This window comes from Kitasatospora sp. NPDC015120 (assembly GCF_043080305.1).
GTDB lineage: Bacteria > Actinomycetota > Actinomycetes > Streptomycetales > Streptomycetaceae > Kitasatospora.
The window spans coordinates 90,397-109,566 of sequence record NZ_JBIBVJ010000021.1 but is presented as its reverse complement, the minus strand read 5'-3'; the positions used below and the strand labels follow the sequence as shown (position 1 = coordinate 109,566).

Here is a 19,170-nt window from a genome sequence, read left to right as displayed (position 1 = left end):
CGGAGCCGGTGGTGTTGATCGTCGGCGAGGGGCCGTTCCACTTGCTGTTCAGGGTGCCGGCCCGCACGTCGTCGTAGCTGTCGATGACCTCGCCGCTGCGGGCGTCGACGAAGACGTGCAGGGTGCTCGGAGCGGTCGCGGTGCGGCCGGTGAGCACCGTCTCCCAGGCCAGCCGGCCCGCGCCGTCCTGCACCCGGACGACCAGGCGGCGGGACTGCACGCCGTCCACCCGGGCGAGCTTGGTGCGCGCGGTCCGCTCCGCGTCGGCGGCGCTGACCAGGGCGGTGGTGGGCACGCCGATCGGGCCGGTGGAGGCGGACTGCAGCCCGCGCACCTGGCCCTGGCCGTCGGCGAGGACGACCGCGTCGCCGCCGACCACCGGCAGGCCCTTGTAGGTGCGCTCGTAGGAGACCGAGTAGAGGCCGCCCAGCCACGGGGTGACGGACTGGCGCTCGTAGGTCTCGCCCGGCCCCTTGGCCAGGGCGTCCAGGCCCGCCGCGGCCGCCTGGTCGGCGGCGTTCACGGCGGCGGCCAGCGCGCTGGGGGGCGCGGCGGCCGGTCCGGGGTCGGCGGCGGCCTGGCCGACCGCGGTGGCGGTCAGCATGCCGGCCACGACGGCCAGGGTGGTCCCCGCCGTCAGCAATCTGCGTTTCATTCCGAGGCTCCTCGAACGTGGGGGTGCTCGATCGCGGACGGCGTGCCGTCAGGGCGCTCACCGCGGGGCCGTTTGGGGGGCGGCCGTGCGGGCGTCCGCGCTCGGGTGCCGGAACCCTCACATGCCGTCATGGCCCGGTCAACGGTCCGGACAGGCCCGGGGGGTGGTTGGCAAGTTCCGTCAAGTGCCGTCAGGAACCCTGCGGGGCCGCAGAATTGGCGGTCGGCGCGGCGTCCGGCCAGGTGGCGCGGGGTGGGCGCGTCCGGTGCCCGGCCCCGGGCGGGGCGGGGCCGTCGGGGGTGGAGAGGTTGAGACCAAAGAGTGGAGAGGTAGAGACCAGTTACCGAAAGTGGTCGAGACCACCTCATGTACGACGGAGGCCCTCGTCCAGTACCGTCCTTCTGAGCGGACCTCCCCACCGGAAGGCCCGGACAGCACTCGGGAGGGCAGCCCCGTGCACCGGAACCGGGCGGCGACCAAGCCGACCGAGGACGAGGCCTGGCGGGCCTTCGGGCTTCGCCTGCGCCAGTGGCGTCGCCGGGCCGGCCTCACCCAGGCCCAGCTCGGCGCCGAGATCGGCTACGACCACACCGCCGTCAGCAAACTCGAACACGGCACCCGCCGCACCAGCCCCCGGATCGCCGACCGGCTCGACGACCTGCTGCTCGCCGGCGGCGAACTGCGCGCCGCCTGCCGGGTCGCCGAGGAAGGCACCCCGCCGGCGCCCGCCGCGCTCCCGGCCGCCCCGGCCCCCGCCGGCCCGCCGGCCGCCCCGGGCGACTGGACCCGCGCCCCGCTGCCCGGCCCGCCCGTCGCCGCCCTCGCCCCCGCCCTGCCGTCCGGCCTCGCCACCCAACTGCCGGTCCGCCTCCCCGACTACGGACTGCTCTGTCCGCTGCACGACGCCGCGGGCTGCGACGTCCCCCCGCCCGCCGACCTCACCGTCCTGCACGCCGCCTTCCGCGCCGCCGACCCCGCCGCCGCCCCGCCCCTGGACCCCGACACCGTGCACGCCCTGGCCGGCCTGCTCGCCGCCCACCTGCGGGCCGGTGACACCCCCGGCGCCCCCGGCACCGAAGCCGTCGAGGACACCCTGCGGGTCGTGCTGCGCCGCCTGGCCGCCCACCCGGCCGGCCCGGCCCGCCGCCCGCTCGCCCGGCTCGCCGGCGAGTACGCCCACGCCGCCGGTGCGCTGCGCATGCAGGACGGCCGCAACGCCACCGCCATGGTCTGCTTCTCCCGCGCCCTCGGCTGGGCCGAACTCGCCGAGGACGCCGCCACCCAGGTCGCCGCGCTCAGCGACATGAGCTTCCTCGCCCGCCTCGACGGCGACCCCGCCGCCGCGCTCGGCTACGCCCACGAGATCGCCCGGGTCGCCCCCGCCCGGCACTGGGCCGGGGCCATGGGCCAGATCGGCCTGGCCCGCGCCCACGCGATGACCGGCGACGTGCGCGCCACCGTCCGCCACATCGCCCGCGCCCGGCACCACCTCGACCACATCGGGGTGCACGACGAGTCCGACGCCGCATGGCTGTCCATCGCCTCGATGCGGCTGCGGGTCGAGGCGGGCGCCGCCGCCGCGCTGCGCGACGCGGCCGCCGCCGTCGACGACCCCCGGCTCGCCCGGCTGGCCGTGGGCGCCGCCGAGACCGCGCTCGGGCTGCTCGCTCCCGACCAACTTCCCTCGGCACGCCTGCTGTTCACCGTCCGGGTGGCCGACTGCCATCTGCTGGCGCACGACCCGAGGGCCGCCGCGGAGCTGCTCGGGTCGGTGCTGGCGGCGGGCGACGGCGAGGACGGGCTGCCGCCCCTGGTGCGGCGCGAGCTGGCCGGCCTGCGCAGCCGCCTGGTCGGGCACGGCCTCGCCGGCTGAGCGGGGCCCTCGCGCACCGGCCGGAGTGGATCGCCGCCCGGCGGCCGGCCGTTGCGCAACCGTTGCCCGAACGCCGCCCATCGGTGCGCGAACCGATACACGCCCGCGGGGGCGACCGAGACATCGCCCGGACATCCTTCGAGGTGCACCGCTTCGCACCGCAGGAGGAGAGCACCGTGAACACGCCCGGGACCGCGACCGCCGCCCGGCCGCGCCGCTTCGGCCGCGCTCTGGTCCGCGGGGTGTTCGGCGCCGGGGCCCTCACCGTCCTCGCCTCCCTGCTGCTGATCGCCGCCGCCTTCGCCGCCGACGCGCGGACGGGCGAGAGCCGGCAGCCCGCCGGCGTCCTCGGCTCGATCGGCCTGCTGCTCGGCGGCACGATCCTGTCCGTCGGCGCGCTGGCCCGGACCGCCGTGGCGGGGAGCGGCCGGTAGCCGGCGGCAGGGGGCCCGGCGCCCTCCCCGGACGGCCCCGTGCGGTTCGCAGACGGAACTGACGGTCCATCAACATCCCTCTGTGGACCGTCCATCACGACATCGCATCGGTTCCCCGTCAGCGGTCCGGAAGCGACGGAACGGGCCGGTCCGCCGCTGCTATCCTCGCCGCGAACCCGGGCCGGAACCCTCACCGCCGGCCGGGTCCGTCCAGGGGGTGGAGCGTGGCCGAGCCGGTGCTCGTGGTGGACTTCGGAACGTCCTCCTCGGCGGCCGCCGTGGTGCTGGACCGGGGCGAGCGGCTGGTGAAGGAGCCCTCCAGCGGGCTGCTGTCCTGGCCCTCGGCGGTCTGCGCGGACGGGGCCGGACGGCTGCTCGTCGGCTCGGCCGCCGAGCACCGCAAACGCGCCGAACCGGCCGGCTACCGGGCCGAGTTCAAGCGCGACCTCGGGGAGCGGGCGCCCATCCCGCTCGGCGAGCGGCGGTACCCGGTGAGCGAGCTGGTGGCGGCGGTCCTGGCCGAGTTCCGCACCCAGGGGCAGATCATGATCGGCCGCGGCATCGACCGGCTGGTGGTGACCGTGCCCGCCTCCTACGGGCCGGTGGACCCGCGCCGCGAGGCGATGCTCGAAGCCGGCGCGGCGGCGGGCTTCGGCAGCGTCGAACTGCTGGCCGAGCCGGTGGCCGCCGCGCACGCCACGGTCGCCGGGGAGCCCTTCGCGCCCGGCGAGACGGTCCTGGTCTACGACTTCGGCGGCGGCACCTTCGACACCGCACTGGTGCGGATCGCCGAGGACGGCGCCTCGCACACCGTGCTCGGCCACGCGGCCCTGGACGACTGCGGCGGCCGGGACATCGACGCCCTGCTCGCCGGCCGGATCCGCGAGCGCGGCCGGGACTGGCTGGAGCCGCTGCTCGGCGCGGGCGGGGCCGGAGCGCTGCGGGCACAGCTGGAACTCGGCGACTTCGTGCGCCGGATCAAGCACCAGCTCACCGAGTCCCCGCTGGTCGAGGACTACCTCACCCCGCTCGGCCCGGCCAGCCGGGTCGCCCGCGACGAACTCGAAACGCTGATCGGCCCGTTGCTCGACCGCACGGTCGTCTGCTGCCGTCAGCTGCTCGCCGGCTGCGGGGTGCGGCCGAGGGCCGTCGACTCCGTCCTGCTGGTCGGCGGCACCACCCGCGTCCCGGCCGTCCGGGCCCTGCTCGCCGACCGGCTGAACCGCCCGCTGCGGGTGGTCGAGGACCCCGACCTGGCCGTGGTGCACGGCGCCGCCGCCTGGGCCGCGCGCTCCGCCGACCGCCGGCTCAGCCCGCTGCGCCAGGCCGCCCACACCCGGCCGCTGGCCTGGGGCTTCCCCGCCGGGACGGCCGAGGTCGCCGGGTGGAGCGTCCCCGCCGCCACCGCCTACCCGGCCGGTGCCGCGCTCGGCTCGCTGCGGCTGCCCGACGGCAGCCTCTGGGAGCTGACGGCCGACGAACCCGGCACGGTGGTACGGCAGTTGGTGGCTCCCGGGGCGTCCGTCGGCCCCGGGGAGTGGCTGCTGGCGGTGCAACCGGTCGGCGCCGCCGACGACCCCGACCCCGCCTCGCGGGCACCCGCCCCGCCCGGCTGCCCGCCACCGCCGCCGCCCCGCCCGGCCTGGCGCGGGCGCACCGGCACGGCGATGCTCGGACTGCTCGGCGCCTTCCTGCTGGGCTACGGCCTGCTCGGCGTGATGCACCAGACCGACCCCGGCCGGGGCATGTTCCTGATCGTCGGCTACGCGGCCCTGGTCGGCCTGGTCGCGGCCGTCACCGCCGCCGCGCGGGGCGCGGGCCGGGCCCGGGGCGCGGCGGCGGGCGCCGCGGTGGTGCTGACGCTGTCCTGGGCGGGCTGGGCCGGTGACATCGCGTTCTGGTACCGGCCGTCGTCCGACCTGCCGTTCGGCGAGAGCCCGACGGTGTACCAGCTCCAGCAGTGGGGCCTGATGCTGCTGGGCACCGCGGTGGTCGCCGTCGCGCTGACCGTCCGGCGCCGCCGCCGCGAGGACGGCGCGGTGCCCTGGGCGGGCTGGCTCGGCCTGCCGGGCGCGGTGCTCGCCGCCGCCGTGACCTGGTTCGCGGTGAACGCGCCGGAAGGGGCGTACCACGTGCTCGACGGGCAGGGCGTCCTGCTGGTCACGCTGCCCTGCCTGGCCGCCGCGGCCGCCGCGGCACTGACCGTGCACGGCGCCACCGGCGGTCCCCGCGCGCTGCTCGGGGCCGGGGCGGCGCTCGCCGCCGTCACGGCGGTGCTGATCGTCTCCGGGGCCGACCGCCTCCCCCACGGCCGGTGGCTCGTGGTGACGGCCGCCGCGGTGGCCGCCGCGGGCGGCGTGAGCGCTCTGGGGACCGCCGCCCGCCTCCGGCGCGAGCGGATCTCCGGCCTGCCGGCCGCCAGCTGGTGCGCCCTGCTGTACGCGGGCCTGGTCGTCCTGAACGGAGCGCTCTGATGTCCCGGACCACGACCCACGGCGGCTGGCTGCTCACCGACGACGGCGTCTTCATCCTCGGCGCCGCCCTGCTGGCCACCCTCGCGGTGACCTGCGCGCTGGCCGTCGTGCGCGGCCGGGGCCACTCGGCCGCCGCCCGGGTGGGACTGGGGCTGGTGGCGCTGGCCGCCGTGGCGCTGGCGCTCGTGCTGACGGCCGCGAAGGCCTCCGGTTTCCTGCCCGCACTGCTCGGTGTGGCGCTGCCCTACGGCCTGGCCGCCGGCGCGGTCGGCTGGGCGGTGCGGCTGGCCCGCCCCGGCGACTGACCGTCCCGCCGCGCCCGGGCGCGGCCCCCGGAACACCCCAAGGAAGCCTCAAGGAAGGAAGGGCGCGGCGTGACCGAACCCGTGCTCGTCGTCGACTTCGGCACCTCCTCCTCGGCGGCGGCCGTCGTCCTGGACGGGCGTGAGCGGCTGTTGAAGGAACCGTCCAGCGGGCTGCTGTCCTGGCCGTCGGCGGTGTCCGTCGGCGCGGACGGCGGGCTACTCGTCGGCTCGGCGGCCGAGCGCCGCAAGCGGGCCGAACCCGACTCCTACCGCGCCGAGTTCAAGCGCGACCTCGGCGAGCGCGCGCCCGTCGTCCTGGGCGGCCGCCCGTTCACCGCGGTCGCCCTGGTGGCCGCCGTGCTGGCCGAGTTCCGGGCGCAGGCGCGGGCCGTGGCCGGGCGTGACGCGGACCGGCTGGTGGTGACCGTGCCCGCCTCCTACGGGCCGGTGGACCCGCGCCGCGAGGCGATGCTCGAAGCCGGCGCGGCGGCGGGCTTCCGCAGCGTCGAACTGCTGGCCGAGCCGGTGGCCGCCGCGCACGCCGGCGTCGCGGGACAGCCGTTCGCGCCCGGTCAGACGGTCTTGGTGTACGACTTCGGCGGCGGAACCTTCGACACCGCGCTGGTGCGGATCGGCGCGGAGGGTGCCCCGCACACCGTGCTCGGCCACGCGGCCCTGGACGACTGCGGCGGCCGGGACATCGACGCCCTGCTCGCCACGGGCGTCGCCGACGCCGGACGCGACTGGCTCGACCCGCTGATGGCCGCCGGGGCGACCCGCGCCCGGCTGGAACTCGGCGACTTCGTCCGGCGGATCAAGCACCAGTTGAGCGAAGCCCCGGAGGTGGAGGACTACTTCACCCCGGTCACGCCGTCGAGCCGGGTGGCCAGGGCCCAACTCGAAGCGCTGATCGCCCCCTTGCTCGACCGGACGGTCGCCTGCTGCCGGCAGCTGCTCGCCGGCTGCGGGGTGCGGCCGCGCGCCGTCGACGCGGTGCTGCTGGTCGGCGGCACCACCCGCGTCCCGGCGGTCGCCGCGCTGCTGGCCGACCGGCTCGGGCGGCCGCTGCGGCTGGTCGAGGACCCGGACCTCGCCGTGGTGCACGGTGCCGCCGCCTGGGCGGCCCGCTCCGCCGAGCGCCGGCTGCTGCCCGCCGCCACCGAACCGGGTGCGGTGCCGCTCGCCTGGGACCTCGGGGCGCCGGCCGAACTCACCGAGTGGCACGTCCCGGCGGGCGCCGGTTACGAGGCCGGCGCCGCCCTCGGTACCGTGCGCACCGCCGAGGGTGCCCTGCTGGAGCTGGCCGCCGCCACGCCGGGCCTGGTGGTGCGCCAACTCCGTGCCCCCGGCGAGACGGTGAGTGCGGGGGAGTGGCTGCTCGCGGTCGAGCACCGGGCGCCGGCGCCGGCGCCGGTACCCGCGCCCGGGTCCGGAACCGCGCCCGAGACCGGATCCGCGTCCGGCGGGGCGGCGCCGGGCAGGGCCGTGGCCCGCCCGGCCCTGCACCGGCGCCGGTGGTGGCGCGTCCTGGTGTCCTCGGTGTTCGCGCTGGAGGCGGGGGCCGCCACGGCTGCGGCCGGCAACCTCGCCGTCGGCCTGCTCGCCGGATCCGTGCTCGCCGGGTTGGTGCACCTGGTGGGATACGGGGTGGGCCGGGCACGGGACCGCCGGAACCGATGACGAAGGGCGACGACAGGATGTTCGACCCCGAAGGCGCGGACCCGCCGCACCTGCCCGACCAGTACGACGCCGTCGAGGGATTCGCCGAATTCGTCGGCGAGATCGCCGAGTTCGTCACCGACCTGGTCGAGGGCGCCACCGGGATCACCGACCTGTTCGACGAGCAGGCCGATGAGCAGGCCGGCGAGCAGGCCTCCGCCGAGGACGGCCCGGAGGCCGGGGAGCCGGCGGAGACGGCAGACCCGGCGGCGGCCGGTGCGGTGTTCGCCGACCCCGTCACGGCCGTCGACCCGACCGACTTCATCCGCGACATCCTCACCGCGGACGCCGATCAACTCGCCTCCATGGAGGATCGGTTGCGCGGCCTCGCCGGGAAGGGCGACTTCGGCCCCACCCTTCCGCCCGACCTTCCGGCCGACCTCCCGCCCGACCTGCCGCCCGACCTCCGAGGACCCGCATGACCCCCGGCGCCCCGCCGTCCCCCGCCCGCGCCCTCGACGCACTGCGCGCCGACACGCTCGCGCTCTACGCCGTGCTGCGCCCCGCCGCCGCGGCCGCCCGGCACGCGCTGACCGCCGAGCGGCTCACGGCGGCCGAACGGCGGCTGCGCGAGGGCACGTTGACGGTGGTGGTGTGCGGGGAGTTCAAACGCGGCAAGTCCAGTCTGCTGAACGCGCTGCTGGAGGAGCCCGACCTCTTCCCCCGGGACACCTACTTCGCCACCAGCCTGGTCACCACCGCCGCCTTCGGTCCCGTCGAGCGGGTGGTGGTCACCCTCGACCCGCCGCAGGACCGGCCGGACGGCGAGCCGGAGCAGGTGGAGATCCCGCGCGAACGGATCGCCGAGTACGCCACCGAGTCCGGCAACCCCGGGAACGCCAAACGGGTGCGGCTGATCTCCGTCCGGCTGCCGAACCCGCGGCTCGCCTCCGGCCTGGTGCTGGTGGACACCCCGGGCGTGGGCGCGGTCTACCAGGCGCACACCGCCGTCACGGCCGGATTCCTGCCCCAGGCCGACGCGCTGGTGTTCGTCGCCGACGCGACGCAGCCGCTGACCGAGAGCGAGCTGCGCTTCCTCTCCCGGGCCGCCTCCGCGTCGCGGGCGCTGGACGGCACCGACGGGCTGGTCTTCGCCCTCACCAAGATCGACACCGTCGGCGACTACACCGCGATCCACCGCAACACCCTCGCCAAGCTCGCCACCGCCACCGGCCTCGCGCCGCAGGACGTCCCGCTGGTGCCGGTCTCCGCCCGCGCCAAGCTGGACTTCCTGGCGGACGGCGACCCGGAGGACCTGGAGATCAGCAACTTCGAGGAGTTCGAACGGGTCCTGTGGTCGGCGCTCGCCCGGCGCCGGGCCTCGCTGCTGGTCGGCGGCGCGCTGGCCGAACTGGAGGCGTCGGCGCGCACCATGCTCGAACCGGTGGACGCCGAGCTGCAGGCCCTGCTCGACGACACCCGCACCCGGCTCGCCGAACTGCGGGCCGACACCGAGGAGCGCGAGCGCCGGATCGCCGAACTCGCCTCCGCCCGGGCCGGCTGGCGCCGTGAACTCGCCGACGCCGTCGCCGAGCTGGGCCGCACCCTGGGCATGCGGGCGCAGCAGGAGCTGGACCTGGTCTGGCACCGGTTCCGCACCGAGTACCTCCACGACGACGCGATGCTCGCCGAACCGGACCGGCTGGTCGGCCAGCTGGCCGCCGACGCGGCGCTGGTCACCGGGACGGTCGGCGAGCTGGCCGGGCTGCGGGCGGCCGAGCTCCAGGGCGACTTCGCCCGCCGCAACGGCCTGGAACTGGACGCCCGCCCGAGCAGCCGGCTGCCCGAGCCGCCCGTCCCGCCGCTGACCGTGACCGGCCGGCTGGGCGAGGGGGAGCGGCAGGCGCCCGGCGGCGGCCGGCTGCGGGCGGTGACCTCCGGTTCCGGCATGGGCACGACGGCGGGCGGGCTGGCGGCGGGTGCGATCGGCGCGATCATCGGGACGCTGGTGCTGCCCGGCGCCGGGACGGCGGTCGGCGCCCAGATCGGCACCTCGATCGGCTCGGTGGTGGGCGCGCTGTTCGGCGGGGTCGCCGGGTACCGGGGCGCCGTGCGGGACCAGCAGCTCGCCGACCGGGTCGCGCGCCGCAACAGCCTGCGCGCCGAACTGGAGGCGATGCGGGCCGGCCAGTACGCCCACCTCGCGAACGCGGTGCGGGACCTGACCCGGACGCTGGCGGAGGCGGTGCGCGCCGAGTTGGAGAGCCGGATCGCCCGCGAACAGGCCGCCGCCCGGGACACCCTGGCCCGGCTGGAGTCCGCCCGCAGCGCCACCCGCGCCCAGGCGACCCGGCGGGCCGCCGAACTCGGGCTGGAGCGGCGCCCGTTGACGGAGGTCCGGGCGGGGGTCGAGGAGCTGGGCACCCGGCTGACGGCCCTGCTGGCGCAGACGCGGTGAGCCCCGGGGACGGCGCCCGGTGGTGGCGCTTCGGGCGGGGCGGCGGCGAGCACCCGCCCGCGCCGCCGCACGCCCCGGCGGCCCCTGCTCCGGCGAGGCCCGGGCCCGCGCCGGCCGCCCGCCCGGCGGACCCTTCACCGGATCCGGTGTCCGATCCCGGGCCGGGCGTGCGCGAGGCCACCGAGCGCGCCGTCGCCCAGGCCGCCGCGCTGCTCGGCCCCCGCCACCGCGCCCCGGCCGCCCTCCTCCCCGCCCTGGACGCGCTCGACGGCTTCCGCGACCTGGCCGTGCGCCCGATGCGGGTCGCCCTGGTCGGCCGGGTGAGCGCGGGAAAGTCCACCCTGGTCAACGCCCTGCTCGGGGCCCGCCGGGTGGAGACCGGAGCCGAGGAGCTGACCTTCAACGTCAGCCGGCTCACCCACGGCGCCGAGCGCACCGTCACCGTCCACTACAAGGACGGACGCCCGGCCGGCCACCACCACCCGGACGACCTGCGCGCCCTCACCGCCCGGGTCCGCGAGGACGACCCGGCCGGGCGGGCCCGTCTCCAGGCGATCGACCACCTGGTGGTCACCGACCCCAGCCCGTACCTGCGCTCCTTCGACCTGGTCGACACCCCCGGCCTGGATTCGGTGCTCGGCGCCGACTCCGCCAACACCCTGCGCTTCCTGGGCCGTTCACCGGACGAGGTGCGTGCGGACTCGATCGGCCACGCGGGCAGCGCCGACGCCCTGGTGCTGGTCTTCGCCCGCGGCCTCGCCCAGGGCGAGGAGGAACTGCTCGCCGACTTCACCGGCGCCGGCTTCGGACCGGGCGCCCCCGGCGGCCCGGGCCCCGGTCCCGGTGCCGCCTCCGCCCCGGGCGGCGCCCTCACCACCGTCGGCGCCCTCACGAAGGTCGAGCTGTACTGGCCCGAGCACCCCGACCCGCTGGCCGAGGGCCGCCGGGTCGCCGACCGGGTGATGACCGCCGCCGGAGGCACCCGGCTGATGTACGACCTGCGCCCGCTGTGCAGCCTGGTCGGCGCCGCCGCCGGGCAGCTCACCGAGGCGGACTACGCCGACCTCGCCGAACTGGCCGCCGTCGACCCCGCCCTGCTCGCCCGCCGCGCCGCCCGCGGCCCGTACTTCACCACCCGTCCCTACCCCGACCTGCCCGTGCCGGCCGACCGCCGTGCCCACCTGTTCGGCCTGCTCGCCGGCTACGGCCTCACCCTCGCCTGCGGACTGATCCGCGACGGCGTCGACGACCTGCCCGCCCTGCGCGCCGAGCTCGACCGGCGCAGCGGCCTCGCCGACTTCCGCCGCCTGCTCGCCGACCACTTCGGCGCCCGCGCCGACCTGATCAAGCTGCGCCGCATCGTCGACCGCGCCCGCACCCTGCCCGACACCCTCCCCGCGGACCTCCTGCCGCCCGACCCGCCGTCCGCCGCCCGGCTGCGCGCCGCCGTCGACCGCGCGGTCGGCCGCTTCGTCGATCTGGAGGTCCAGCAGCACGCCTTCCGCGAACTGACCGTGCTGCGCGACTGCTACGACGGCCGCCTGACCGGCCTGTCCGCCGAGGACCTGCTCGAACTCCGGCGCGTCATCGGCGAGTTCGGCACCACTGCGGCCGCCCGCCTCGGCCTTCCCGAGACCACCTCGCGCCCCGCCCTGCGCCGCCACGCCCTGGCCCGCCTCGCCCACTGGTCCGCCCTGACCGCCGACCCCACCTTCGCCGGGCCCGCCCGCCGCGCCTGCCAGGTCCTGCGCCGCAGCTACGAACGGCTCGCCGCCGGCCTCTGACCGGCCGTCGCGCGGCGGAGGCCGCCGAGGCCGGGGAGCCCGGGGCCCGGGGCCCGGGGGTTCAGCGGCCCAGGGGCCGTCAGAGGGCGGCGAGGAAGGCGTCGAGCTCGCGCTCGAACAGATCCGGGCGCTCCAGCGGGACCATGTGCGCGGCGCCGGGCAGGACCAGCGCGCGGACGTGCGGGGCGGCCTCGGCGAGGGCGCGGGCGTTGGCCAGGATGTCGGCGCCGTCCAGTTCGCCGGTCAGGACCAGCGCCGGTGCCCGCAGCTCGCCGAGCCGGTCGGCCGCGCCGGCCTCCAGCGCGCTCCCGGCGCCGAAGCCGGCGGCGTGGCGCAGCACCTGGGCCGTCACCGAGGCGCGCAGCCGCTCCCGCAGGGCGCCGTCCACCTGGCCGGGGGAGCGGTGCGGGCCGTCCGCCCACATCCGCAGGAAGTGTTCCACGAAGCGGCCCACGCCCTCCGCGCCACCCGCGCCCAGCGCGGCGGTCTGCTGCTCGGTGTGATGGGCCACGAAGGGGTCGGTGAACGGTCGTCCGCTGACACCGGGGGCGGCGAGCACCAGGCCCGCGACGTGCCCGGGGTGGGTGAGCGCGGTGTCCAGGGCGATGCGGGCGCCGAGCGAGAGCCCGACCAGGACGGCGCGCGGCACGTCCAGGTGCGCGAACAGGGCCAGCAGGTCGTCGGGGTGGGAGTGGTCGCCGGTGACGGTGGAGGAGCGGCCGTGGCCGCGGGCGTCGTAGCGGACGACGTGACGGCCGAGGCCGGCGAGCCGGGCGAACTGCTCGTCCCAGCTGTGCCGGTCCAGCAGCCCGCCGTGCAGCAGGACCACGGAGGGGCCGGCGCCCTCCGCGACCTCGTAGGACAGCTCGCCGCCCGGGACGGGGGCGGTGCCGGTGCGCGTGTCGGTCATGGTCCGTCCGTTCCTCGATCGTCGTTGCGCTCGCCGTGATCCCGTTCCCCGGCGGCGCGCTCCAGCTCGTGGAACACCTCGCCGAGACGGTCGAGCACCCGCAGGGCGGTGGTGACGTCGGCCGGGTCCAGATCGCCGAGATGGCGCCGCAGCGCCTCGCGTTCGGCCCCCTGGACGCGGGCGAGCACGGCCTCGCCCCGGCTGGTGAGCCGCACCAGCGAGGAGCGCCGGTGCTCCGGGTTGGCCGTGGTCTCGGCCAGGCCGAGCGCCTTGGCGTCATTGACCAGCCGCTGCACGGGCTGGCGGTCCAGGTCCAGCGCCCGCGCCAGCTGCGGCACGGTCCGCGGTCCGCCGCGCCGCAGCGCGTCCAGGACGGCGTGCTGCCCGGCGGTCATGCCCGTTCCGGCCAGCCCGCGTTCGACCGCCCGCAGGACGACCCGGTGCACCGGCCACAGCCGCCGGATCACCTCGTCCAGCAGCCCTTCGACGGCGGGGCCGTCCTCGTCCCCGTCCGCTCCTTCGCTGACACTCATGGTGTCATCATGACATCAAGGGTGTCATGAGGGAAGGCCCCGTCGGCCGCACTGGCCCGTTCCGCCGCGCCGCCCCGGCCTGGGCGCCCGGCGCTCACTCCTCCGCGAGGATGATCGCCAGCAGGCCGGGGAAGCGCTGCTCGATGTCCTCGCGGCGCAGGGTGGCCATCCGGCTGTTGCCCCGGTTCACCTGGCGGATCAGCCCGGCCTCGCGCAGCGTGCGGAAGTGGTAAGTGACAGTCGCCTTGCTGACAGGCAGTGCGAACGAACTGCACGTCCGCGCCCCGTCGGCGGGCCCGGCGGCCAACTCCCGCACCACGCGCCGCCGCAGCGGGTCGGCCAACGCCGCCAGGACCCGGCCGAGCTCGATCTCCGCCGGCTCCGGGTGTCCTTCGTCGTCGGGCATGGTCCTCGCCGCCTCCTAGGTATGACTTGCATCTTACCTTGCCGGTCGCCTAGCGTCCGGGAGGTACGAGATCACTCATACCTCCCGAAGGGATCCCCCCTCATGTCCCAGCCCTACACCCTCGTCGGCACCGCCCGCCCCAAGCCCGACCGGGTCGACGACCTGCGGCGGCTCCTGCTCTCCTTCGTCGAGCCGACCCGCCAGGAGTCCGGCTGCCTCGAATACCACCTCCACGAGGACGGCGACGCCCCCGGCGTCTTCGTCTTCTACGAGGCCTGGCGCACCGAGGAGGACCTCGACGCCCACCTCGCCCTGCCCCACATGCGGGACTTCTGGGAGCACCGGATGGAATACCTGGAGCAGGACCTGGAGATCCGCCGGCTCACCATGCACAGCCCCTACGGGCACCGCCCCGCCCCGGCCCACTGACCCGGTTCACCGGCCCGGCGCTGCTTCCGGCCGCCGTGACCGGCCGGTCCGCTCGCGCCCGCGCGCCCCGAAGCACCCGGTAGCACCCGGAAGCGCCGTGCGGGACCGGTGTACTGCCGAAGGGCCCCGGTCGCCCGGCTCCGCCTGGGCGCGCGCACGGCCCGGGGCGGCGGCGGGGCCGCGGGCTAGGATGCGGGCTGGATCACCGTCCCCACAGGAGGATGTGCACGGATGAGCGGAACGGTCGTAGCGGTCAGCAGCAACGGGGAGTACTCCTTCACCAAGCCGAACCGCGACAGCATCACGCTGCTCACCGGGCTCGGCGTGGAAGGGGACGTGCACGCGGGGGTGACCGTCAAGCACCGGTCGCGCGTCGCGCAGGACCCGACGCAGCCGAACCTGCGACAGGTCCACCTCATCCACGAGGAGCTGTTCGCCGAGGTGGGGGAGCGGGGGTTCTCGGTGGCACCGGGGCAGTTGGGCGAGAACGTCACCACCCGCGGGATCGATCTGCTCGGGCTGCCGGCCGGCGCGCTGCTGCGGATCGGGCCGGACGCGGTGGTGGAGGTCACCGGGCTGCGCAACCCCTGTCGGCAGATCGACCGCTTCCAGGACGGTCTGCTCAAGCAGGTCGTCGGGCGCGACGAGGCCGGGAACGTGGTGCGCAAGGCCGGGATCATGGGCGTGGTCCGGGAGGGCGGCGTGATCCGCCCCGGCGACGCGATCGAGGTCGAGCTGCCGGAGGGACCGCACCGCCCGCTCGACCGCGTCTGAGGCACGCCCCCTGACGCCTCGGCCACCGCTCAGGTGCCGGCGTCGAGCGGCCCGTCGCCGGGACGTCCGCCGCGAAGGCGCGCACGGCCGGTCCGGCTTCCGGCGAGACGGCGAGACGGCGAGACGGCGAGCGAGCCCGCCGCGAACAGCCGGTGCTCGCTCCGTCGTCCACGGCCCCGGCCGGCGGATTCCGCTCGGGCGCGCGGGTTCGATGCCCTCGGGGAGGGCCGGCAGGCGGACCAGGAGGGCGTCGAGGCCGGCCGCGACGACGGCCGCCACGCCCTCGAAGGCCAGGACCGGCATGCCGTAGTGGCCTTCCACACGGTGGCGCGGGGGCGGCTCGGCGAGCCGGTCGCAGAGACCGGGGTGCGGGTGCAGCTCCCAGGGACCGGGCGCGAGGTCGTCCGGCCCGCCGGCCGGGGGCGCCCGTTCGCGGCGGCGGGCGATCAGCGCGCGGTTCTCCGGGGCGTCGAGGAGTGCCGGGACGGGGGCGGTGGCGGGAGTGGTGGTGGGGCGGCGCTTCCGCTCGGGAGTGCGGACGAGCGCCGCCCCTCCTGCGCGAGGTAGCCGTGGAGGTGCGCCGACGCCTTCAGCATCGCAAGGCCCCGGTCGGTGAGCCGCTGCTGCCAGCCGGCCAGGGTGGCGGCGAGGGCGGTCGTGCCGCCGGCGGTGCGGATCTGCTCGACGACCGCCGCGATGTCCGCCAGCCGGTAGCCGCCGCGGCGCAGCAGGTGGGCGAGGTCGGCGTCGCGGACGTCGGTCGCGTCGAAGACGCGGTAGCCGGTGGCGGGGTCGCGCGCGGGGCGCAGGATGCCGGCCGCCTCCCAGGTGCGCAGGGTGGCGGGGGTGAGCCGCAGCCGGTGGGCGAGGTCGCCGATGGTGCGGGGGAGGGGGCCGGCGGGGTCGGCGGGGTCGGCGGGGACGGCCGCCGCCGTGAGGTGGTCGACGGCGGCGCGGACGGCGGCGAGGGTCTCGCGGTCGCGGAGCACCTGGCCGTGCCCGCGGTGGACGGCGGTCAGGGCGTCGTCGGTCCGGCCGTCGTGCACGGCGTTCATGACCGCCCCGGCGGTCCGGTGCCCGTACGCCCGGACGAGCGCGAGGAAGGTGCGCAGTGCCGCCGCGTGCAGGTCGGTGTAGAGCCGGTACCCGGTGGGAGTGCGCTCGGCGGGCGGGAGGAAGCCGTCCTGCTCGTAGTTGCGGACGGCCTGCGCGGAGAGCCCGTGCTCGCGCGCGAGGTCGGCCGGGCGCAGGTTCTTCTTCTGGGCGGACTTGCTGGGCACTTTGAGACTTTACAGGAGATTCCTCGGGCCGAGACCGCGAAAGTCTCAAACGCTCTTTCAAAGATACGATGGAGGCTCAGGACACGGCGCGGCGGTACGTTCGTGTGCGCCCACCACAGCCATCTGCAACCGGACCCGAGCGTGTGGCGGATGGAGGAGAAGGACGTGACCTGGAACGGGGCGGGGCGGATCGTGGCGGCGCTGGTGGGCGGGGAGGAGTACTTCTTCGTGGCGGGGAGCTCCGGTGGTACCCGGGCACGGAGCTCGACGCCCGCCACCGGGGCCCCGGCCCCGGGGAGGGAGGATTCCCCGCCCGTCGATGCCGATCCCGTCACGGAGCCCGACGAGACGGCCCGGTGACGGCAGGGCGGACTCCCCGGAGCAGGGCGCCGGGGAGTCCGCCGACGTCCTGCTCCCGCCCGCGCCCGGCCACCGTCACACGCCGGTGGCCCCGTCGACGCGCTCCCGGACCGGGCGGGCGTGGCCGCTGGGGCGCGCGTACTCCCCGGTCCTGTGGACGTGGATGCGCCGGAGGCCGCCTGACGCCCGCTCGGGTGTCCGCTCGGGTGTCCGCTCAGGTGTCCGCTCAGGTGTCCGCGAGCCGCTCATGGAGGTCCTCGCCGAAGCGGGACCGGTAGACGCCGTGGGCGATGGTCCCGGGTGACTGGTAGCCCCGGTGCCGCGGGTCCGCGACCTCCCCGTCCCACGGGTCCACCTGGTCCGGCCCCGGCGGGACGCGGCCCAGGTACAGCTGCGCGGCGTCCTCCAGCGCCCGCTCCCCGGCGAGCACCGAGCACCACAGCGCGCGGCCCTGCCCGACCACCCACCGGCAGAGGTCCTCGGTGCTGTCCTCGGACCAGACGTCCCCGTCCACCCGCACGCCCTGCGAGAAGTCGGCCAGCGCGTCCGCCGCGGACTCGTACGCGAGGGCGAAGTCTTCGACGACCCCTCGTGGTCGGGAGCCCAGCCACGACTCCAGGGCCGGCAGGTGCGGCCGGGCCGCTTCCAGGGCGTCCCAGAACCACGCGGGTATGTGCTCGGGTTCCATCCCGGCTCCTCCGTTCGACGGCGGTCAGGCCGTCCCGCCGCGCTCGACGAGGCGGAAGGCCAGGCAGACCACGGGCGTGTCGTCCTCCACCCGGGTGCCCAGCCGCTCCCAGTAGCCGAGGTGCCCGGTGCGCCACTCCTCCAGGGAGGCGTCACCTTCGCCCTCCGCGTGCGCGTGCTCCCAGGTGACCTCGGCGAAGGGCTTCACCTCCACACCGGTGATCTCGATGACGCCGACGGGCTCACCGCCGTCGTCGAGCAGCGCCAGCCGTTCGCCGGGATACTCCAGGCCCTCCGCCTCCTCGGCGTACTCCGCCAGCAGCCCGGTGGTGGCCGTCTTCCTGCCGGCCAGGGCCAGGGCGTTCAGCCGGGCCCGTACCGGCCCCGGGGTGCCCAGTTCCATCGAGCGCAGGTTGTTGACGCGTGGCCACATCCCCTCGTCACCTCTTCCTTGCCGCGGTCGTTCCTCGGGCCGACGATACGGCGCCGGGGCGGCCGGGCGGGAGCGAATATGCGCGAACACAGGTTAGCCTTACCTAACGAAAGGTGAGAGGAGACGGCCCTGACCAGCACCACCGCCCCCGCGCGCTTCCTGCTCTTCCCGCTCCAGGTGGTCCGGGCCACCCGGATCACCCCGCACATGGCCCGGATCACCCTCGGCGGCCCCGGCCTCGCCGGCTTCGTCAACGGCGGCCTCGACCAGCGGGTGAAGCTCCTGCTGCCGCTGCCCGGACAGAGCGAACCCCTGATGCCCGAGGGCGAGGAGGAGTTCGGCTGGTACCGGAACTGGCGGGCCATGGATCCGGCCGTCCGCCCGGTGCTGCGCACCTACACCGTCCGCGCCCAGCGTCACGACCCCGACGAGGTCGACATCGACATCGCCGTCCACGGCGACCACGGACCCGGCTCGCGCTGGGCCCGGACGGCGGCGCCCGGCGACCGGGTGATCGTCTGCGGGCCGGCCGTCGAGGACGCCGGCGGCGTCGAGTTCCGGCTGCCCGACGGCGCGGACTGGGTGCTGCTCGCGGGCGACGAGTCCACCCTGCCCGCCGTCGCCGCGATCCTCGGCGAACTGCCCGAGAGCCTGCCGGTGACGGTGTTCGCCGAGGTCGGGGGGCCGCAGGAACACGCCTACCTGCCCGCCGCCCGCCCCGGCACCGCCATCACCTGGCTGCACCGGGGCACCCCGGGCACCCCCACCCTCCCCGACGCCGTCCGCGCCGCCGAACTGCCGGACGGCGCGCCGTACGCGTGGATCGCCGGCGAGGCCTCGGCCGTCCGCGAGCTGCGCCGCCACCTGGTGCGCGAGCGCGGCTACGACCGGCGCGCCGTCTGCTTCATGGGCTACTGGCGCCTCGGCCGCACCGAGGACCAGCGCGCCGACGAGCCGGTCGAGACGGACGCCGGCTGACCGGCGGCGGGTCCGGATTCGAGGGAGGTCGAAGGGTGTGGCCCGGCCGGCTCGCGCACGGCGAGACTGGCCGGGCCGACGCGGTCCCGAGCGGACGCGGCGGCAGTGTCCGGGTTCCGGCCGGCAGCGACTTCAGGAGAGTGCCTGTCATGAGAATCGCGCGTTCCCTTCTTCCCCGCGCCGGTGTCGCCGCCGGGGCCGTGCTGATGGCCGCCGGGCTGCTGGGCGGCCCCGCCCAGGCCGCCGACGGCGCCCCCGCCGCGAGCGACCCCGCGGCCACGGCCGCCGCTCCCGCCGCGGTGTCCGACGCCGAGCAGACCGTCATCCACGGCACCGCGGTCCTCAACCGCGGCGAGAGCTGGTCCTCCCCGGACGGCACCACCGTGCTGTACCAGCAGGGGGACGGCCACGTGGTGCTGTACAAGAACAACGTCGCCATCTGGACGGCCGTCGGCACGTACGGCGTCGGCACCTACCTCTACATGCAGGCCGACGGCAACCTCGTCGCGTACGACGCCGGCATGCGCGCGGTGTGGAACAGCGGGACCCCGTACCACCCGGGCGCCTACCTCGCCGTCCAGAACAGCGGCAACCTCGTCGTCTACGCCGGGAGCACCCCGATCTGGTGGTCCAACCACCGCCCCGGCGGCACGGGCCCGGTCGACCCCGAGTGCCGACCCGGCCGCCTCTGCCCGTGACGCGGTAGCGCCGCACCCCCCTGATCCCGCCCCGCCCGGC

General features: G+C 76.7%; 19 protein-coding genes and 1 pseudogene. 13 read left to right on the top strand and 7 right to left on the bottom strand.

The genetic code is table 11. The annotated features are described in order from the left end of the window. Positions 1 to 655 (bottom strand): annotated as a pseudogene (locus ACF1AK_RS30905) (peptidase M28); the annotation flags it as partial. A 454-nt stretch (positions 656 to 1,109) separates the two neighbouring features. On the opposite strand from ACF1AK_RS30905, the gene ACF1AK_RS30900 reads away from it, so the two are divergent. The 8 genes from ACF1AK_RS30900 (at position 1,110) to ACF1AK_RS30865 (ending at position 11,642) form a co-directional block, all read left to right on the top strand. Next, complete coding sequence (locus ACF1AK_RS30900) at positions 1,110 to 2,528, top strand: helix-turn-helix domain-containing protein (RefSeq protein ID WP_391502154.1); 1,419 nt, start codon at positions 1,110 to 1,112, stop codon at positions 2,526 to 2,528. Between the two features lie 176 nt (positions 2,529 to 2,704). Further along, positions 2,705 to 2,962, top strand: coding sequence for a hypothetical protein (locus ACF1AK_RS30895; protein WP_391502153.1), 258 nt, complete (start codon positions 2,705 to 2,707; stop codon positions 2,960 to 2,962). A 224-nt stretch (positions 2,963 to 3,186) separates the two neighbouring features. Continuing rightward, entirely contained in the window at positions 3,187 to 5,436 is a 2,250-nt protein-coding gene (locus ACF1AK_RS30890; RefSeq protein ID WP_391502152.1) for an Hsp70 family protein, read from the top strand. Further along, positions 5,436 to 5,741 (top strand): hypothetical protein, encoded by a 306-nt coding sequence (locus ACF1AK_RS30885; protein WP_391502151.1) that lies wholly within the window; start codon positions 5,436 to 5,438, stop codon positions 5,739 to 5,741. The genes ACF1AK_RS30890 and ACF1AK_RS30885 overlap by 1 nt, the downstream gene beginning before the upstream one ends. A gap of 69 nt (positions 5,742 to 5,810) precedes the next feature. Continuing rightward, complete coding sequence (locus tag ACF1AK_RS30880; protein ID WP_391502150.1) at positions 5,811 to 7,421, top strand: Hsp70 family protein; 1,611 nt, start codon at positions 5,811 to 5,813, stop codon at positions 7,419 to 7,421. Positions 7,422 to 7,438: 17 nt separating this feature from the next. Next, a complete protein-coding gene (locus tag ACF1AK_RS30875) occupies positions 7,439 to 7,882 on the top strand; it encodes a hypothetical protein (RefSeq protein ID WP_391502149.1) in 444 nt (147 codons plus the stop codon). Then, positions 7,879 to 9,858 (top strand): dynamin family protein, encoded by a 1,980-nt coding sequence (locus ACF1AK_RS30870; RefSeq protein ID WP_391502148.1) that lies wholly within the window; start codon positions 7,879 to 7,881, stop codon positions 9,856 to 9,858. Before ACF1AK_RS30875 ends, ACF1AK_RS30870 begins: the two co-directional genes overlap by 4 nt. A gap of 146 nt (positions 9,859 to 10,004) precedes the next feature. Beyond that, positions 10,005 to 11,642, top strand: coding sequence for a dynamin family protein (locus tag ACF1AK_RS30865; RefSeq protein ID WP_391502147.1), 1,638 nt, complete (start codon positions 10,005 to 10,007; stop codon positions 11,640 to 11,642). 79 nt (positions 11,643 to 11,721) lie between these two features. Here ACF1AK_RS30865 and ACF1AK_RS30860 read toward each other — a convergent pair whose 3' ends face one another. From ACF1AK_RS30860 to ACF1AK_RS30850, 3 genes are all read right to left on the bottom strand, one after another. Next, a complete protein-coding gene (locus ACF1AK_RS30860) occupies positions 11,722 to 12,552 on the bottom strand; it encodes an alpha/beta fold hydrolase (protein ID WP_391502146.1) in 831 nt (276 codons plus the stop codon). Next, positions 12,549 to 13,085 (bottom strand): MarR family winged helix-turn-helix transcriptional regulator, encoded by a 537-nt coding sequence (locus ACF1AK_RS30855; protein WP_391502145.1) that lies wholly within the window; start codon positions 13,083 to 13,085, stop codon positions 12,549 to 12,551. Before ACF1AK_RS30855 ends, ACF1AK_RS30860 begins: the two co-directional genes overlap by 4 nt. A 94-nt stretch (positions 13,086 to 13,179) precedes the next feature. Beyond that, positions 13,180 to 13,491 (bottom strand): ArsR/SmtB family transcription factor, encoded by a 312-nt coding sequence (locus ACF1AK_RS30850; protein WP_391502144.1) that lies wholly within the window; start codon positions 13,489 to 13,491, stop codon positions 13,180 to 13,182. A 102-nt stretch (positions 13,492 to 13,593) separates the two neighbouring features. On the opposite strand from ACF1AK_RS30850, the gene ACF1AK_RS30845 reads away from it, so the two are divergent. Next, positions 13,594 to 13,920 carry a putative quinol monooxygenase gene (locus ACF1AK_RS30845; RefSeq protein ID WP_391502143.1) on the top strand — a complete coding sequence of 109 codons (327 nt, stop codon included), beginning with the start codon at positions 13,594 to 13,596 and terminating at the stop codon, positions 13,918 to 13,920. 231 nt (positions 13,921 to 14,151) lie between these two features. Further along, complete coding sequence (locus ACF1AK_RS30840; protein WP_391502142.1) at positions 14,152 to 14,694, top strand: MOSC domain-containing protein; 543 nt, start codon at positions 14,152 to 14,154, stop codon at positions 14,692 to 14,694. A 446-nt stretch (positions 14,695 to 15,140) separates the two neighbouring features. Here ACF1AK_RS30840 and ACF1AK_RS30835 read toward each other — a convergent pair whose 3' ends face one another. Further along, positions 15,141 to 15,974: a TioE family transcriptional regulator gene (locus ACF1AK_RS30835; protein WP_391502141.1), complete on the bottom strand. Its 834-nt coding sequence runs from the start codon at positions 15,972 to 15,974 to the stop codon at positions 15,141 to 15,143. A gap of 150 nt (positions 15,975 to 16,124) precedes the next feature. Here ACF1AK_RS30835 and ACF1AK_RS30830 point away from each other — a divergent pair, with 150 nt between their 5' ends. Further along, entirely contained in the window at positions 16,125 to 16,334 is a 210-nt protein-coding gene (locus tag ACF1AK_RS30830) for a hypothetical protein (protein ID WP_391502140.1), read from the top strand. 226 nt (positions 16,335 to 16,560) lie between these two features. On the opposite strand, the gene ACF1AK_RS30825 is transcribed toward ACF1AK_RS30830, so the two are convergent. Together ACF1AK_RS30825 and ACF1AK_RS30820 are read right to left on the bottom strand one after the other, a co-directional pair. Then, the gene (locus tag ACF1AK_RS30825; protein WP_391502139.1) at positions 16,561 to 17,022 is read right to left on the bottom strand and encodes a hypothetical protein; all 462 of its coding nucleotides are present in this window, start codon (positions 17,020 to 17,022) and stop codon (positions 16,561 to 16,563) included. 24 nt (positions 17,023 to 17,046) lie between these two features. After that, entirely contained in the window at positions 17,047 to 17,454 is a 408-nt protein-coding gene (locus ACF1AK_RS30820) for an ASCH domain-containing protein (RefSeq protein WP_391502138.1), read from the bottom strand. 177 nt (positions 17,455 to 17,631) lie between these two features. Between ACF1AK_RS30820 and ACF1AK_RS30815 the strand changes: the two genes are divergently transcribed. Continuing rightward, entirely contained in the window at positions 17,632 to 18,432 is an 801-nt protein-coding gene (locus ACF1AK_RS30815; protein WP_391502137.1) for a siderophore-interacting protein, read from the top strand. Between the two features lie 149 nt (positions 18,433 to 18,581). Next, a complete protein-coding gene (locus tag ACF1AK_RS30810; protein WP_391502136.1) occupies positions 18,582 to 19,130 on the top strand; it encodes a hypothetical protein in 549 nt (182 codons plus the stop codon). The last annotated feature ends 40 nt before the right edge of the window (positions 19,131 to 19,170 follow it).